Annotated in this window: 16 protein-coding genes; 3 read left to right on the top strand and 13 right to left on the bottom strand. The window is 42.9% G+C overall.

Annotation, left to right across the window (positions count from 1 at the left end):
• Positions 1-5: 5 nt before the first annotated feature.
• From hisF to hisG, 7 genes are read right to left on the bottom strand one after another with little or no spacing between them, the layout of a single operon-like run.
• Positions 6-761, bottom strand: coding sequence for an imidazole glycerol phosphate synthase subunit HisF (hisF, locus tag JS40_RS03325; RefSeq protein WP_034258355.1), 756 nt, complete (start codon positions 759-761; stop codon positions 6-8).
• Positions 755-1477, bottom strand: a complete 723-nt coding sequence (gene hisA / locus JS40_RS03330; RefSeq protein ID WP_034258357.1) for a 1-(5-phosphoribosyl)-5-[(5-phosphoribosylamino)methylideneamino]imidazole-4-carboxamide isomerase — start codon at positions 1475-1477, stop codon at positions 755-757. The genes hisF and hisA overlap by 7 nt, the downstream gene beginning before the upstream one ends.
• 1 nt (position 1478) lies before the next feature.
• Entirely contained in the window at positions 1479-2060 is a 582-nt protein-coding gene (hisH, locus tag JS40_RS03335) for an imidazole glycerol phosphate synthase subunit HisH (RefSeq protein WP_034258359.1), read from the bottom strand.
• Between the two features lies 1 nt (position 2061).
• A complete protein-coding gene (hisB, locus tag JS40_RS03340) occupies positions 2062-3198 on the bottom strand; it encodes a bifunctional histidinol-phosphatase/imidazoleglycerol-phosphate dehydratase HisB (RefSeq protein ID WP_034258362.1) in 1137 nt (378 codons plus the stop codon).
• A 1-nt stretch (position 3199) separates the two neighbouring features.
• Positions 3200-4246, bottom strand: a complete 1047-nt coding sequence (gene hisC, locus JS40_RS03345; protein ID WP_034258365.1) for a histidinol-phosphate transaminase — start codon at positions 4244-4246, stop codon at positions 3200-3202.
• Positions 4236-5528, bottom strand: a complete 1293-nt coding sequence (gene hisD, locus JS40_RS03350) for a histidinol dehydrogenase (RefSeq protein ID WP_034262014.1) — start codon at positions 5526-5528, stop codon at positions 4236-4238. The genes hisC and hisD overlap by 11 nt, the downstream gene beginning before the upstream one ends.
• Positions 5528-6385, bottom strand: a complete 858-nt coding sequence (gene hisG / locus JS40_RS03355) for an ATP phosphoribosyltransferase (protein WP_034258368.1) — start codon at positions 6383-6385, stop codon at positions 5528-5530. Before hisG ends, hisD begins: the two co-directional genes overlap by 1 nt.
• Before the next feature lie 309 nt (positions 6386-6694).
• Here hisG and JS40_RS03360 point away from each other — a divergent pair, with 309 nt between their 5' ends.
• From JS40_RS03360 to JS40_RS03370, 3 genes are read left to right on the top strand one after another with little or no spacing between them, the layout of a single operon-like run.
• Entirely contained in the window at positions 6695-7699 is a 1005-nt protein-coding gene (locus JS40_RS03360; protein WP_034258371.1) for an OmpA family protein, read from the top strand.
• Entirely contained in the window at positions 7696-8280 is a 585-nt protein-coding gene (locus tag JS40_RS14755; RefSeq protein ID WP_051957484.1) for a hypothetical protein, read from the top strand. The genes JS40_RS03360 and JS40_RS14755 overlap by 4 nt, the downstream gene beginning before the upstream one ends.
• Before the next feature lies 1 nt (position 8281).
• Positions 8282-10033 carry a sodium:solute symporter family protein gene (locus tag JS40_RS03370; RefSeq protein WP_034258373.1) on the top strand — a complete coding sequence of 584 codons (1752 nt, stop codon included), beginning with the start codon at positions 8282-8284 and terminating at the stop codon, positions 10031-10033.
• Positions 10034-10084: 51 nt separating this feature from the next.
• Here the strand turns inward: JS40_RS03370 and JS40_RS03375 are convergent, their stop codons facing one another.
• The 6 genes from JS40_RS03375 to JS40_RS03400 form a co-directional block, all read right to left on the bottom strand.
• Positions 10085-10900, bottom strand: coding sequence for a prohibitin family protein (locus JS40_RS03375; RefSeq protein WP_034258375.1), 816 nt, complete (start codon positions 10898-10900; stop codon positions 10085-10087).
• A gap of 20 nt (positions 10901-10920) precedes the next feature.
• Positions 10921-12954 carry a vWA domain-containing protein gene (locus tag JS40_RS03380; protein ID WP_034258377.1) on the bottom strand — a complete coding sequence of 678 codons (2034 nt, stop codon included), beginning with the start codon at positions 12952-12954 and terminating at the stop codon, positions 10921-10923.
• An 80-nt stretch (positions 12955-13034) separates the two neighbouring features.
• Positions 13035-13781, bottom strand: a complete 747-nt coding sequence (gene fabG / locus JS40_RS03385) for a 3-oxoacyl-[acyl-carrier-protein] reductase (RefSeq protein WP_034258379.1) — start codon at positions 13779-13781, stop codon at positions 13035-13037.
• 108 nt (positions 13782-13889) lie between these two features.
• On the bottom strand, positions 13890-14762 hold the full coding sequence (sucD, locus tag JS40_RS03390; RefSeq protein WP_034258381.1) for a succinate--CoA ligase subunit alpha: 873 nt from the start codon (positions 14760-14762) through the stop codon (positions 13890-13892).
• Between the two features lie 94 nt (positions 14763-14856).
• On the bottom strand, positions 14857-15270 hold the full coding sequence (locus tag JS40_RS03395) for a nuclear transport factor 2 family protein (protein ID WP_034258384.1): 414 nt from the start codon (positions 15268-15270) through the stop codon (positions 14857-14859).
• Entirely contained in the window at positions 15267-16205 is a 939-nt protein-coding gene (locus JS40_RS03400; RefSeq protein ID WP_034258386.1) for a UDP-3-O-(3-hydroxymyristoyl)glucosamine N-acyltransferase, read from the bottom strand. The genes JS40_RS03395 and JS40_RS03400 overlap by 4 nt, the downstream gene beginning before the upstream one ends.
• Positions 16206-16211 lie beyond the last annotated feature (6 nt).

Below are 16211 nucleotides of genomic sequence, written 5' to 3' on the forward strand. Positions count from 1 at the left end.
TATGTTTATAAGCGCATCGGGATGCCGGCATCCCGCAACTCTTCTTTTAATGTTTTGATCTCTATTTCTTTAAAATGAAACACGCTGGCCGCTAAGGCAGCATCTGCCTTTCCCAACTGAAATGCATCCCTGAAATGTTGAATGGTCCCTGCTCCTCCCGAAGCTATAACAGGAATATTGACCACCTTAGAAAGCTCTGCCAGGGCTTCGTTCGCAAAGCCGTTTTTCGTGCCGTCATGTTCCATGGAGGTGAACAAGATCTCACCGGCACCCAGTGCTTCTACCTTCTTTGCCCACTCAAAGAGATCCAGGTCAGTCGCTACCTTTCCACCAACCAAATGAACTTTCCACCCACCATCGACGCGTTTGGCATCTATCGCTACGGTTATGCACTGAGAACCATAAGCCTCGGCCAGTTCCGAGATAAGTTTTGGATTTTTTACTGCGGAAGAGTTCACAGCGATCTTATCGGCTCCGTTTCGCAACAGCAACCGTACGTCCTCGACCGAAGCAATTCCGCCGCCTACCGTGAAGGGAATATTGATAGCTTCAGCAATACGCAACACAAGTTTTGCCAATGTCTTCCGTTCTTCTTCGGTAGCCGATATGTCCAGAAACACAAGTTCGTCTGCCCCATTTTCAGAATAAAGTGTCGCCAGCTCCACAGGATCCCCGGCATCTCTTAAATTGATAAAGTTGACTCCTTTGACGGTACGTCCGTTCTTTATATCCAAACAGGGTATAATTCGTTTTGTTAGCATTGTATATAGGTTTCTAATTGTGATAGTGTGATTCGTCCTTCATAAATTGCCTTTCCTAAAATAGCACCTTCACACCCTATTTCAAACAGTTTTGGTAGATCTTCAAAAGTACTGATACCACCCGAAGCGATCAGTTGGATTTCGGGAATCGCGGTAAGGATCTTTCGGTATAAGGAAAACGAGGGACCTGCTAACATCCCGTCTTTGCTAATATCGGTACAGATTACATAGCGGATACCTTTTTCACTGTAGTTCTTAATAAACGGAATAACTTCTTCTCCCGAAGCTTCTTGCCAACCACTTATTGCTATTTGCTCGTCAAGCGCATCGGCCCCCAAAATAATACGATCATCCCCGTAACGCCGCAACCAATCCAAAAACAGTTCCGGGTCCTTTACAGCTATACTCCCGCCTGTTACCTGCGAGGCTCCGCTGTTAAATGCGATCTTCACATCCTCGTCGCTTTTCAAGCCTCCTCCAAAATCGACTTTAAGGGAGGTTTTGGTCGCGATCTGTTCCAGAATACTATGATTCACAATATGCTTACTTTTGGCACCATCCAGATCAACCAGATGCAAATGCTGTATCCCATGTGCTTCAAATTGTTTTGCAACTTCCAACGGGTGTTCGTTATAGATCTTTTTAGTGCTGTAATCGCCTTTTGAGAGTCGCACACATTTTCCATCGATAATATCAATTGCAGGAATGATCCTCATATTATAATTTTAAGAAGTTATCTAAAAGCTGCGCTCCGGTCTGCGCACTTTTTTCGGGGTGAAACTGTACCCCGTAAAAGTTATTTTTCTCAATTGCTGCGGCGTATGTCACTCCATACTCTGTAAGTGCTACTGCTGCTTTACAAGGAGGCACATAGTAACTGTGTACAAGGTACATAAACTCGTTTTCGGCAATGCTTTCAAACAAAGGGCCTTTCAAGCTATGTATGGTATTCCATCCCACCTGAGGTACTTTGACCGTAGGTGGGAATCTCACTACCTTTTCTGAAAAAACACCCAAACCTTGGGTATTGCCTTCTTCTGAAGCTGCACAAAGTAGCTGCATTCCCAAGCAAATGCCCAACACCGGTTGGGTTAGCGAGGGAATTACCTTATCTAATCCGGTAACACGCAGTTTGTCCATAGCACTCCCGGCAGCGCCCACTCCGGGAAATAAAACCTTATCGGCTGCACGTATTACGTTTGCGTTCCCTGAGAGTACAGCTTCCACGCCTAAGCGTTTTAAAGCGAATTGAAGGCTCTGTATGTTGCCGGCTCCATAATCTATTATTACAACATTCATTTTATAGCATTCCTTTAGTTGAAGGCAGTACCATTTTTTCGGTATCTCTTTTTACGGCTGCTTTGATCGCCTTGGCAAACGCCTTGAAGATGGCCTCTATCTTGTGGTGCTCATTGGTACCTTCTGCTTTAATATTTATATTGGCTTTGGCCCCGTCGCTAAAGGATTTAAAGAAATGAAAGAACATCTCGGTAGGCATTTCTCCAATCATTTCCCTCTTGAATTCAGCATCCCACACCAACCAATTCCGTCCTCCAAAGTCGATCGCTACTTGCGCCAAGCAATCGTCCATAGGAAGACAAAATCCGTACCGTTCGATCCCTAGTTTATTGCGCAATGCTTCGGCGAAAACCGTTCCCAATGCAATGGCCGTATCTTCAATAGTGTGGTGCTCGTCTACTTCAAGGTCTCCTATCACTTGAATACTAAGATCCATTTGACCATGACGAGCCAACTGATCCAACATGTGGTCAAAGAAGGGTAAGCCTGTATCAATAGCGCTTTCCCCTGTACCATCAAGATTGAGTTCAATAGAGATTTTTGTTTCGTTGGTAGTACGTTTTAAAACATCGGTGCGATCCTTTTTCAGTAAGAAAGTATATATCTGTTCCCAATCGTTACTTTCTAAAGCGATATAAGGGTTCAGAGCTTCTCGTTTAACCGTGATCTCTGCAGTACCGAGATTAGTTTCATCGTTAATAAAGATCCCTTTTGCGCCCAAATTCTTTGCCAACTCAATATCGGTTAAACGGTCTCCTATTACAAACGAATTTTCAAGGTCGTATTCATTTGAAAAATAGTCGGACAGCAACCCTGTGGCCGGTTTTCGGGTGTTGGCATTCTCGTGGGGAAAGGTGCGGTCAATGAAAACCTTCCTGAACGCAATCCCTTCATTTTCAAAAGAATTGATAATAAAATTATGAACCGGCCAAAATGTATTTTCAGGAAATGCCTCTGTCCCAAGACCATCCTGATTCGTGATCATTACCAGTTCATAATCAAGCTCTTTGGCAATACGCCCCAATCCGCTAAAAACCTTCGGATAAAAGATCATCTTATCAAAAGCATCAATCTGTTCGTCCTTTGTTTCTTTAATAATAGTCCCGTCGCGATCTATAAATAGTACTCTCTTTTTCATGTTATAAGGTTTTTAATACAGCTATAAGGTGTTCGTTTTCGGTCTTTGTGCCCACAGTAATGCGTAAGGTGTTTTCGCATAAAGGCTGGGAACTTCTGTCGCGCACCACCACACCGGCTTTAATCAATTGTTCATATCTCTTGGATGCATCATCTACTTTTGTCAATATAAAATTAGCATCTGATGTATAGACATGACTCACAAAATATATGTCAAGTAATTGTTTATATAATATCTCCTTAGCATCTAAAAGACAACTAATTTCATTATTTACCTCATCTGTTTTAAGCAAACGATCCATCGCACGTTGCTGCGTAAGTTCATTAACATTATAAGGTGGCTTTATTTTATGTAATACTGCAATGATCGCTTCGGAAGCATAACACATCCCCAAGCGAATTCCGGCCAAACCATATGCTTTAGAAAGGGTTTGAACGATCACAAGATTTGGAAATTGATCGAGTCTTTTCAACCAGCTTTCCTTTTCGGAAAAATCGATATAAGCCTCGTCAATAACTACCAAACCATTAAATGCATTCAACAGCTGTAGAATACATTCTTCAGAAAAACTATTTCCTGTAGGATTGTTTGGAGAACAAAGGAACAACAATTTGGATCGTTCATCTTGAGCTCCTACTATCTCTTGTACCCTAAGCTCGAAATTTGGAGACAAAAACACTTCTCTGTTCTCAATATCGTTAATCCCTGCCAGAACCTTGTACATTCCGTAGCTGGGTGGCACCGTAATTATATTATCAATCCCCGGCTCACAGAATGCTCTGAAAAGCAGATCCAACACTTCATCACTTCCGTTTCCTAATAATATTTTAGACGTATGGACGTCCTTTAAACGAGATAAAACCTCCTTTAGATCCTGCTGATATGGGTCCGGATAACGATTCACCCCATTGGGATAGGGGTTCTCATTAGCATCCAGAAAAACCATTGGTTCATTTCCTCCTTTAAATTCATCTCTTGCAGACCGATAAGGGTCTAAGCGGGCGACATTGGAACGCAGGAGTTTTGACATATTAAAACTATCTTTCATTTTCCAAGGATTTTAAACGGATGCTTACTGCATTCTTATGCGCTTGAAGACCTTCTGCCTCTGCCATTCGTTCGATCGCAGGACCAAGTGTACGGATGCCTTCTTTAGTGATTTTCTGAAAGGTCATGTTTTTAAAGAAACTATCCAAGTTGACACCACTGTATTGACGGGCATAGCCATTGGTTGGAAGTGTATGGTTGGTTCCTGAAGCGTAGTCACCCGCACTCTCGGGGGTGTAATCTCCAATAAAAACAGAACCTGCATTCATGATATGCTGTGTAAAGAATGTTTCATCTTTGGCTACTACAATAAAATGTTCCGGACTATAACTGTTGATCAACTGTAAAGCGGTCTCATTGGAATCCACCAGAATGAGTTTTGAGTTTTCAAGAGCTTGCCGGGCGATCTCTTTCCGAGGCAATACTTCCAATTGCAGAGCCACGGCTTCCGCTACTTGCTCTATAATGCTACGGGAAGTAGTTACTAAAATCACCTGACTATCTGCACCATGTTCGGCCTGACTAAGGAGATCGGCTGCAACGAAGGACGCATTAGCAGTTTGATCTGCAAAAACCAGCAACTCACTGGGGCCTGCCGGCATATCGATAGCAACACCGTACTTAGTAGCCAGCTGTTTGGCTACGGTCACATACTGATTTCCGGGTCCGAATATCTTGTACACTTTTGGAATGGTTTCAGTTCCAAAGGTCATAGCTCCAATCGCCTGTATACCCCCTACCATGTAGATCTCGGAAATACCACACAGTTGAGCGGTGTATAGAATGACCGGAGGCACTTCGCCCTGTGAATTTGGAGGCGTACACAGAATAATCTGCTTACAGCCTGCGAGGACTGCCGGAACAGCCAGCATCAATATTGTTGAGAACAAAGGTGCAGAGCCACCGGGAATATAGAGGCCTACTTTCTCAATAGGTCTTTTTTCCTGCCAACAGCTAACTCCGGGTGAAGTTTCAACAAAGATCCTTTCGGTTTTTTGTGCCGCATGGAACTTCGTAATGTTTTCCTTAGCCAGTGCGATCGAATCTTTAAGCTCTACTGAAATGTTATGTTGTGATTGGTCAATGCGTTCTTCAGAAATGCGAAATGCAGCACACTCAATGCCATCAAAAAGCTGCGTAAATCGACGCACAGCACTATCGCCCTTGGCCTTTATTTCAGAAAAAAGTTCGGTTACGGTCGCTTCGATCTCTTTTTGAGATTGTGTGGGACGTTCCAGGATAGAATCCCATTGGTCTTGTGGTGGATTATAAAAACGTTTCATCAAGATATCATTTTTTCGATAGGACATACCAGAATTCCTTCGGCCCCGGCTGATTTTAATTCTTCAATCACATCCCAAAAAACCTCTTGGTTCACCACAGAGTGTATGCTGCTCCATCCCGCGTCTACTAACGGTAGAATGGTTGGGCTCTTGATCCCTGGAAGGATCTTTGTGATCGCTTCTATGCGGTCGTTGGGTGCGTTCAATAATACATAGCGGAAATCCCGCCCTTTTAATACCGACTGGATCCTGAATTGCAATTTTTTGAGTATTTGCAACGAATCGTCTGTGATTCTCGGGGAAGCAGCCAGAACCGCCTCGCTCTTAAGAAGGACTTCAACCTCTTTAAGATTGTTCTTGAACAAGGTGCTGCCACTACTTACAATATCGCAAATAGCATCTGCCAGTCCAATGTTGGGAGCTATTTCCACACTTCCGTTAATAATGTGTAATTCGGCATCAATACCCCGGTCTTGCAAATATTTTTGAGTCGTGACCGGATAGGATGTTGCAATTCGTTTTCCCTGAAGATCCTGAATAGAATCGTATTCAAAGATCTTTGCTACGGCCAACGAAACACGGCATTTAGAAAAGCCCAGCCTTTCTGCGATACGAATCCCATTTCCTTTTTCTACCAATAGATTTTCGCCAATGATCGCACAATCTACAACCCCATCAATAAGGTATTGCGGGATATCTCCGTTGCGCAAATAATAGATCTCCAGCGGAAAGTTCTTGGCGGGTGCCTTGAGTTGATCCCTGCCGTTGTCGATGGCGATCCCGCAATCTTTTAGCAGTGCAATCGATTCGTCGTGAAGTCGTCCTGATTTCTGAATCGCAATTTTAAGTTTTTTCATTTCTTCATTTTTACTGTTTATAAAGTCCCTTGGTTGTAAGGCATAAAAAAACCCGTTTGATTGCTCAAACGGGTTTTTGGATATTGTTAAAAGTTACAAATACCATATCACCTCGCGTGAGCGAAGACCGTGATATGATGATGTACATTTAGATTTCTCATTGTTGGGAACAAATATAGGTAAAATATTGTTCAAAATTCGTTGAAAAAGATGTGAATGTTTATCAAAATAAAGCCGATTAATTTTTATAGATTTGTTTAAGACCCATTAGTAACCATAATCCATTGTAATACAGACCTCACCCCCGAAATGAAAAATTTTTTAATTGCATTTGCTGTTTTTTTGGTGTGGTCGTTCTTTGGGTTATGGTTGTATTTCTGGCTTCAGCCCGGTAAGGAAACGGCCAAAGCAAATTTAAACCCCACTGCAGAACAGCAGGAGAACAAGACTAACGGCGTATCTAATGACTTGTATGAAGACCTTGGTGATTCGATTCTACCCATACAGTCCATTAAAGATTCCATATTTGTAACCCAGGAGAATCAAAAAGAAATTTCCGAAGCACCGTCGGGTCTAAAGGCGATATCTAATGAAGGCGATATTATATTCTTGTTTCCGGAAGGAATAACCATCACGAAGAACAGCGCTCTTTTAAAGATACCGCCAAGCGCTGTCGATTTCAAATACAAACTGAACACCTATTTACTGGAGCATCCCAACAGAGAGATTCATATTTCGTCTCAGTATAGTGCTTCAGAAGATATACAGTCTCCCAACTTAGGAATCCAGCGAGGGCAGCAATTGAAAGAAATATTGATCAAAACCGGTATTCCTTCAGAAAGAATCGTTATCAAACCGCACATTAAGTCGATAGAGTTTGATAATAACAATACCTTTAGCAATAGTTTTACCTTTTTCTTTAAACCTCTGGACACGGCTCGTATCAACGAACTTACCAGTAAAATTCCCGAAAGCAGGATCGCTTATCCTAATTTTACGACCACAGGAATATTAGTGAACGAGAATTTGCGAACGCTTCTTGCTGAAGTAGTTACTATTGTAAAACAGAATCCCGATATCCAAATGGAGGTGGTAGGACACACCGATAATGTTGGAAATGCCAACGACAATTATATCTTAGGTCTCCAATATGCGCGCCAGGTACGTTGGTATTTAATAAATAAAGGCGATATTAGTCCTACTAAAATCAAAGCTGTTTCCAAAGGCGAAGCAGAACCCCTCGACACCAACCGAAGCGACGCAGGCAGGGATGCCAACCGAAGAGTGGAGGTTAAATTTTATTTAGACAAATGACAGACACCACCGAATTCTTAAACCAATTACCGGCTTACAGCGGCATCTTCATCCTTATGTTAAGCACTTTCCTCATTGGTTATTTCGCGTCCTGGTGGCTCAATAAGTCGAAGTATCGAAAAACTATAAATCGCTTGAAAAAAGAGGTTAATTTACTGCGAACTCCTTCCAACGTACATGATATAGAGACCATTTTTACTGAAATTCGTCCAAAGATCATCGAGGTAGTGAAGGAAACTCAAGAAGAGAACAAACATGCCGCTGCCGCTGCACCCGCTCCCGAGAAAATCATGGAAAAGGCACGCACAAGCTATGTGACCTACACCAAATCGGCTCCTGAACTAAATTTTGACAATTTTGGATACGCCGATGCTTCGGAACGAAGCGATCTAACCAAGATCAACGGGATTGGCCCTTATATCGAGCAGAAACTAAACGAAATAGGCATTTACACCTTCGAACAAATAAGCAGACTGGAAGATGAAGACATTCGTACCATTACAGAGCTCATAGATTTCTTCCCCGGCCGAATAGAGCGCGATAACTGGGTAGGACAAGCCAAAGCTTTAAAAGTATACTAATATGCAGTTAGCATCCCTCGATTGGATCCTTATAGTTTCCTTCTTCGCTATTTTCCTATTGATCGGGATCATTGTTGCGAAACGATCGGGTAAAGACACTCAAGAATTTTTTCTATCGGGTAGAGATATGCCGTGGTGGTTATTGGGTATTTCCATGGTAGCAACTACATTCTCTGCAGACACCCCCAACCTCGTGACCGATATCGTGCGGCAAAATGGTGTCTCCGGCAACTGGGTATGGTGGACCTTCTTGATCACAGGTATGTTAACAGTCTTTGTCTATGCCAAGCTATGGCGTCGGTCTAAGGTGCTCACCGACCTTCAGTTCTACGAGTTACGCTATAGCGGCAAAGAAGCTGCCTTTCTACGAGGCTTTAGAGCCCTGTATCTGGGTGTTTTCTTTAATGTGATGATCATGGCTTCCGTATGTTTGGCAGCCATCAAGATTGGCGGTATCATGTTCGATCTCGCTCCTTGGGAATGTGTGTTGTATGCGTCTATAGTAACGGTGCTGTATAGTTCCATTGGAGGATTACGAGGTGTCATCTTTACAGACTTCCTTCAATTTATCGTAGCGATGATAGGATCTATCTGGGCAGCGTACTACATTGTATCCATGCCCGAGATTGGCGGTCTTGACAATCTATTGGCTCATGAGAATGTGGCAGGAAAGCTTAACTTCTTACCTGATTTTAGTGACACCAAATCTATTTTAGTTTTATTGATCATCCCAATAGCGGTTCAATGGTGGAGCGTATGGTACCCCGGAGCCGAACCGGGCGGCGGCGGATATATCGCACAGCGAATGCTCTCGGCTAAAGACGAGAAGAATGCCATAGGGGCAACACTACTTTTTAACGTGGCCCATTATGCCCTTCGGCCCTGGCCCTGGATCATTATCGCTTTGGCTTCACTAGTTCTTTATCCGCAGCTTTCAGACATAGGAAATGAATTTCCAAATGCGGTTCTGGGCCATGATCTTGGGTATCCTGCCATGCTAACCAATCTTCCCGCCGGCTTACTAGGTTTGGTTGTAGCATCCCTTATCGCGGCCTTTATGAGCACCATCTCAACACACCTTAACTGGGGTTCTTCTTATATTTCTTTAGATTTCTACAAACGTTTTGTAAAACCGGAAGCTTCAGAAAAAGAACTCGTGGCGATTGGGAGGATCTCAACGGTACTGTTGATGGCTTTTGCAGCGCTACTAGCGTTAGCCTTGAGTAGTGCTCTAAGTACGTTTCAAATCTTATTACAGATTGGTGCGGGCACAGGATTGATCTTTATCCTGAGATGGTTCTGGTGGCGTGTGAACGCATATAGTGAAATTACGGGCATGGTAGTCTCCTTTGTGGTAGCACTCGTCTTTGAATTCGCAGAACTTGGTTTGGAGGACCATGAAAAACTAGTTATTGGTGTAGGCATCACCACGGTAAGTTGGATAGCAGTGACATTGCTTACAAGACCCACGGACACTAAAACACTCGCCACCTTCTACAATGCCATTACCCCTTATGGAAAAGGCTGGCAACCTTTTAAAAAGATCGCTGAAGAAAAGAACATTCCCCTCAAGACTACGACAGATGTATTTACCCGAGACCTCGCTTCCATGCTATTAGGTATCTTATTTGTGTATGTGTCCTTATTTGCTACCGGGTACGTGATCTACGGAAATACAATAGGAGCGGCCGTGCTTATTATTATCGCGGGAGTATCGGCGTTTCTTATTTTTAAATTGTGGAAGCGGAAATAAAAAAACCGCTCCTTTGCTGAAGCGGTTTGAGGATAAAATGATCTTTATTAGTTAATTATTTCCCAGGATCAATGGTAAGCCACTTTCGCCGGAACCAACCACAACTATTTTGGTATTAGGAGATTTTGCCAGTTCTAACGTTGCTTCAATCCCTTTGTCTTGAAGGATCTTATCGGTTAATGAAGCACTTAGAATACGGTTTGCATCTGCCTTTCCTTGCGCTTCAATGATTACTTTCTCTGCTTCTTTTGCTGCCGTAACAAGACGAAATTCATATTCCAACGATTCCTGTTCCTGCTTTAACTTACGCTCAATAGCGTCTTTTATAGTGCCCGGTAATGTAACATCTCTTACCAGCACTTCATTTAATTGCACAAACTGCTTGTCCAAGATCTTCTTTGTTTCTACAAAAATCTCATCTTGAATCACATCCCGCTTACTACTGTACAACTGCTCCGGAGTATAACGACCAACCACACTTCGTGCCGCACTTCGAATGGCCGGCTGTATCACCCGTTGTAAATAGTTTTCTCCAAGGTTTTGGTGAAGCTTCCCAAGATCACCGTATACCGGTTGAAACCAAGCAGAGGCATCGATCTGAATTTCTAATCCGTTTGAGGATAACACTTTCATTTTCTCAAACAATTCTTGTTGTCGCACTTCATAGATGAATACTTTGTTCCAAGGTGCTACGATATGAAATCCTTCGTCTAGGGGTGATTCATCTGTAACCACACCTCCGCCAAAGGTCTTGTAAAGGACGCCAGCTTCTCCCGAGCCTATGGTAACGGCCGACTTGGCAATAACAATGATTAAAAGAATTAAAATGATAATTACGGGAATCCCGATTTTAGGTAATTTTTCCATGAGGTATATTATGTTTTAAATTAGATAAGTCCGTTGTATTTGCGGATAAACCATTCTGAAGCCAACAAAAGAACAATAAGTCCCAGCAGGTATTTCCAATCGATTAAAGGTACCACTTTTTGTTCGCTTTTTTGAATAGATTGAAAACGATCATCTGCCACCAAATTGGCTATTAACTTTTCTGTTTCCGAAGCATAGAACGCACTTCCCTTGCTATTAGTCGCTACCCGCTCTAGCTTTGTTACATTTGCATTCAAGAATTGTTGTTCTACATTGAAATCCAAGATTGTGAAATTCCCGCTTCGGCTCGTGGCCTCATCTTTCACCAAGACCGTATATTGGTATTCTCCCGCCGGTAAACTATTGAGATCTACTTCATAAAAGTTGTTACGCAGTAACATGGGAAAAGTAACACGTGCTTCCGTTTCTGTATTAAGTACGGCTATGGAGAGCGACGCTCTAGGGTCAAAAACAAAATTCTTGTCAAAATATTGGGCCGTGACCTTTATCGGGTTATTGTTATAATAAAAGGTCTCACTAGATACTTCGAGTCGGCTTCGCCGCTTATTAGATGCCAAATATTGTACTAATTTCCCAATAAATTGATCGAACGCCTCAAATTCATTGGTGGCCAAATAGGTCTCTGCACGCCATTTCCACAGTCCTTCACCGTCCCACAGCGCTCCTCTCCTTCCGTCGATCTCGAAGGTAGCAAGCATAGGATTACCGGTGGTAAAGCCATTGATCGTTTGTTCCAATAGCGTCTCATGCGGCACATTCATCTCCAAAAGACCAAATGAAGCTGTAAGCGGCCTAAAAGAATCAAAACCAATATCTTCTACGGCAAAGGTACCGTAATTAGGATGCAGCATCCCTGAAACATCCTCAGGTTCGCTGCTTGCTTCTTTGGAGTAATTGTTTTGCACGGCATTAAGAAAATTCCAGTCGGTTTGCATCCCCGTGATCACCCAAACGTTCTTCTGCAGTCGTTCCAGTTCCTGATAGACAGAGGAAAACGCTCTATCCGGTTGATACAGCAATACAAGCTGGTGATCGTTAAGCAGGGAAACGGCTTCTCCCGGTTTCTTTACGGTGACCTTTCGTTGTTCGTTGGTAGTAATGGATTTTTGCAAGGCACCCAGGTCGGGATGAATGATACTGCTCACAATTAGCACGTTCGTAGATTGGTCGATCACTTCCACGGCAAATCGTTTGCTGTTGTTCACCTTGTTGCGTTCTTCTTCCTGCGGAATTATTTGTGCTGTATATTTCTGAAGTCCTACACTGGAAGCCGGCAGAGTAAAGGAGATGGTCTTTGAATTGTCGGTTTCAGAAAAAGAGATATTCTCCCTATACACAACCGCTGCACCCTGTGTCACACTAAACTGTGTGGTAAACGTGTTACTCCCGTTGTACACCACTATGGCCTCTACGGGAAAATCATTCTTTAAAAAAGCGTATCTGTTGGTGTTGAGCCGTTCGATTTTTAGATCGGTATAAGTAATGGAATCGCCCAATACAACCGGAAAGACCGCATTTTTAAATGTCGATACCGAAAACTCATAATCATTCCCTATGGTTTGATTCCCGTCGGTGATCAAAACAGTTGGGGCGATCTCGTTGCGAAACAATCGGTCCACACCGGTAAGTGCTTTCGAAATATTTGTGTTCTTTTCTGAAAAAGACAAAGAATCAAGTGCGTTAAAATCGCTTCCGAAGCTATAATACGAAACATCAAACTTATCGTTCAGGTCATCGTCATTTTGAAAGAGTAAAAGCACTTCCGAAGCACTGGAGGTTTGATCCAGTTCGCTAATAGAACTTGAATTATCGATAAGCACGGGAAGTTTTGGTTTTACGACTGTATAGGTCTCACTTCTAAACTTCGGATTAATTAAAAGCAACAAAATAAGAAAAATGGTCAGGAAGCGAAGAACGCCAAATACCCATTTCAAGGACGCCGAATAGGTAACTTTATATCCGTACATAAACACTGCTACAGCCAAGGCTATCACAGCGGCTATTACTATATAAAGTATGATTTCTGCGGTCATAGAATTTTTAAGGTGTGCGCTTTAAAGGAACGCCTGTTAAAAGGCCTTCTTTTTTGGTTGGCACAGAAAAGCGTAATCTTTTAGGTAAGCATTCCCCCATCCACATTCAATGTTTGTCCGGTCACATATGCAGAAAGATCACTTGCTAAGAACACACAGGCATTTGCGATATCTTCGGGAGTCCCGCCACGCTTTAACGGAATAGCATCGCGCCAGGATTGTACAGTAGCTTCGTCCAGTTTTCCGGTCATCTCTGTTTCTATGAATCCCGGGGCAATGGCATTACATCGAATATCGCGAGAACCCAGTTCCAGTGCTACCGATTTCGTGAAGCCGAGGATACCGGCCTTTGAAGCTGCATAATTAGTTTGTCCGGCATTTCCTTTAACGCCTACCACCGAGCTCATATTGATAATTGAGCCTTTGCGCTGCTTGAGCATAGCGCGTTGTACGGCTTTGGTCATGTTAAACACCGACTTCAAATTCACTTCTATCACCTTATCGAAGTCCTCTTCAGAAATACGCATAAGAAGGTTGTCTTTAGTGATCCCGGCATTATTCACCAAAATATCAATACTCCCAAATTCCTCTAGGACAGTATTGGCAAGTTCCTGGGATTGCTCGAAATTAGCAGCATCACTTTGATATGCTTTGACCTTTACACCGGTTTTGGAAAGATCTTTAGCCAGCGCTTCGGCTGCTTCGGAGGAGGAGCTGTATGTGAAAGCAACATTGGCGCCGTGTTGCACGAATACTTCAACAATTCCTTTTCCAATTCCGCGGCTACCCCCTGTAATAATGGCTGTTTTCCCTTCTAATAGTTTCATTGTGTTATGCGTTTTTGAATCCCTTCAAATATAGGAAATCACTTCGGCTTTGCCATAAAAAAAGCCTCCCAACTTTGTTAGGAGGCTTATATCTATAGCATCAATGCATTATCCCATTACTTCGGCAACCTTTTTCCCTATTTCGGCGGGTGAATCTACCACATGTATCCCACATTCTCTCATGATCTTCTTCTTGGCTTGTGCTGTATCGTCGCTTCCACCAACAATGGCTCCTGCGTGCCCCATGGTTCGTCCTGCTGGTGCAGTCTCACCTGCGATAAAGCCTACAATAGGTTTTTTACTCCCGCTGTTCTTATACCAGTTGGCGGCGTCGGCTTCCAGTTGTCCGCCAATCTCACCAATCATTACCACAGCTTCTGTTTCAGGATCATTGATCAACAACTCTACCGCCTCTTTAGTGGTAGTTCCAATGATTGGATCACCACCAATTCCAATTGCTGTAGTAATGCCTAACCCTTGTTTTACCACTTGATCTGCAGCTTCGTACGTAAGTGTTCCCGATTTAGAAACAATACCCACTTTTCCTTTTTTGAAAACGAAACCGGGCATGATCCCAACCTTCGCTTCGCCCGGTGTGATCACTCCGGGACAGTTAGGACCAATTAATCGACAGTCCTTATCTTTAATATAGTCTGCAGCTTTGATCATGTCTCCTACAGGGATTCCTTCGGTAATTGTAATGATCACCTTGATCCCCGCATTGGCCGCTTCCATAATAGCATCGGCAGCAAAAGCAGGTGGAACAAAAATAATAGTCGTATTGGCACCGGTTTCCTTCACTGCCTCTTCAACAGTATTGAACACGGGACGGTCGAGATGGGATTGCCCTCCTTTACCGGGCGTTACACCTCCAACCACATTGGTACCATAGGCTATCATTTGTTCGGCGTGAAATGTTCCTTCACTTCCGGTAAACCCTTGAACAATTATTTTTGAATCCTTATTAACTAAAACACTCATGCTGTCTCTTACTATTTATGATTAAAAATTTGTTGGTGATCGATCTAAAAATCGATGGCAAAGATACTGTAATTCTCTACGATTTTAAAGGAATTTACACTTTAACCTTGTGATAGGATTCTGTGGTGTCATCTTTATCGGTCACCGGTTGGCTCACTTGATAACCGCGATACAGCTTATCATCCTTCACCTCCCAAATAGCTATAAAATGGGCGATGCCCAGTTCTTCATCAGGGTTTTCCATGGTACGGATATAATATTTGTATCGAATGGTTACATGGTTAGCATCGGATAACAAATGACTTACCTCAACTCGCAGATCGTTATAGGATCGACGTACTTCCGAAAAGAAATTCACCAGATCATCATAATGCATGATAGACAGTCCATTGGAACTGTTCCATATTAGAACGATGTCTTTATGAAAAAAACGGTCGAGGATGGTATCGTCGTTTAAGATATTGGAACGATAAAAATTTCGAACTATTTCTTTAGCTGCTTTACTCATTGTATTTTGTCAAGTTTATCAATTATATCTGGAATGAGCCGTATAGATGCCAATTCCTTGTATTTTTTTCTGAATTCATCTGCCGGGGTGCCAAAATAAGACTTGTGTCCCGGTAGCGACTTACTCACACCACTCTGCGCCGAAATAACCGCCTTCTCGCCAATGGTGATGCCGCTTGTAATACCTACCTGCCCCCAGATCGTTACAAAATCCTCGATAAGGACACATCCTGCAATACCTACCTGAGAGGCAATGAGGCAACGACTTCCTATTACTGTATCGTGACCTACATGCACCTGATTATCCAGTTTAGTGCCTTCACCAATGATAGTAGATGCACTAACCCCTTTGTCGATGGTACACAGTGCGCCAATGTCTACATTATTCATAATGACAACATTTCCACCACTTATAAGTTTGTCGAATTTTTCGGGGCGGTTCTTATAATAGAAGGCATCTGCTCCCAAGACCGTTCCGGAATGTATGGTAACATTGTTCCCAATAATGGTGTGGTCGTAGATACACACATTGGAATGAATGGTACAGTTATCGCCAATGACCACATTATTACCAATAAATGTGTTGGGTTGCACAACTGTATTTTTACCTATCGATGCCGAAGGTGCGATTACGGCTGTAGCCGGTTTGAACGGTCTAAAATAATTGGTAAGCGTATTGAAATCCCGAAACGGATCATCTGATATCAACAATGCTTTTCGCGGCGGGCACTCTACTTCTTTATTGATAAGAATAATGGTCGCTTGAGAATTCAAGGCTTTCTCGTAATATTTAGGGTGATCAACAAAAACGATGTCTCCGGGACGCACCACATGGATCTCGTTCATCCCCAACACCGGAAAATCGGCGGGACCAACGTAATCTGCACTAATTATAGCTGCAATCTCCTCTAAGGTTTGGGGGTGTGCAAATTTCATGGTGTT

The sequence above is a fragment of the Altibacter lentus genome, from assembly GCF_000746845.1.
In the GTDB taxonomy this organism is placed as follows: domain Bacteria; phylum Bacteroidota; class Bacteroidia; order Flavobacteriales; family Flavobacteriaceae; genus Altibacter; species Altibacter lentus.

Excerpts from the sequence above, each read along its gene's own strand:
- hisF (WP_034258355.1), bottom strand. The coding sequence starts at position 761 with ATGCTAACAAAACGAATTATACCCTGTTTGGATATAAAGAACGGACGT.
- hisA (WP_034258357.1), bottom strand. The coding sequence starts at position 1,477 with ATGAGGATCATTCCTGCAATTGATATTATCGATGGAAAATGTGTGCGA.
- hisH (WP_034258359.1), bottom strand. The coding sequence starts at position 2,060 with ATGAATGTTGTAATAATAGATTATGGAGCCGGCAACATACAGAGCCTT.
- hisB (WP_034258362.1), bottom strand. The coding sequence starts at position 3,198 with ATGAAAAAGAGAGTACTATTTATAGATCGCGACGGGACTATTATTAAA.
- hisC (WP_034258365.1), bottom strand. The coding sequence starts at position 4,246 with ATGAAAGATAGTTTTAATATGTCAAAACTCCTGCGTTCCAATGTCGCC.
- hisD (WP_034262014.1), bottom strand. The coding sequence starts at position 5,528 with ATGAAACGTTTTTATAATCCACCACAAGACCAATGGGATTCTATCCTG.
- hisG (WP_034258368.1), bottom strand. The coding sequence starts at position 6,385 with ATGAAAAAACTTAAAATTGCGATTCAGAAATCAGGACGACTTCACGAC.
- JS40_RS03360 (WP_034258371.1), top strand. The coding sequence starts at position 6,695 with ATGAAAAATTTTTTAATTGCATTTGCTGTTTTTTTGGTGTGGTCGTTC.
- JS40_RS14755 (WP_051957484.1), top strand. The coding sequence starts at position 7,696 with ATGACAGACACCACCGAATTCTTAAACCAATTACCGGCTTACAGCGGC.
- JS40_RS03370 (WP_034258373.1), top strand. The coding sequence starts at position 8,282 with ATGCAGTTAGCATCCCTCGATTGGATCCTTATAGTTTCCTTCTTCGCT.
- JS40_RS03375 (WP_034258375.1), bottom strand. The coding sequence starts at position 10,900 with ATGGAAAAATTACCTAAAATCGGGATTCCCGTAATTATCATTTTAATT.
- JS40_RS03380 (WP_034258377.1), bottom strand. The coding sequence starts at position 12,954 with ATGACCGCAGAAATCATACTTTATATAGTAATAGCCGCTGTGATAGCC.
- fabG (WP_034258379.1), bottom strand. The coding sequence starts at position 13,781 with ATGAAACTATTAGAAGGGAAAACAGCCATTATTACAGGGGGTAGCCGC.
- sucD (WP_034258381.1), bottom strand. The coding sequence starts at position 14,762 with ATGAGTGTTTTAGTTAATAAGGATTCAAAAATAATTGTTCAAGGGTTT.
- JS40_RS03395 (WP_034258384.1), bottom strand. The coding sequence starts at position 15,270 with ATGAGTAAAGCAGCTAAAGAAATAGTTCGAAATTTTTATCGTTCCAAT.
- JS40_RS03400 (WP_034258386.1), bottom strand. The coding sequence starts at position 16,205 with ATGAAATTTGCACACCCCCAAACCTTAGAGGAGATTGCAGCTATAATT.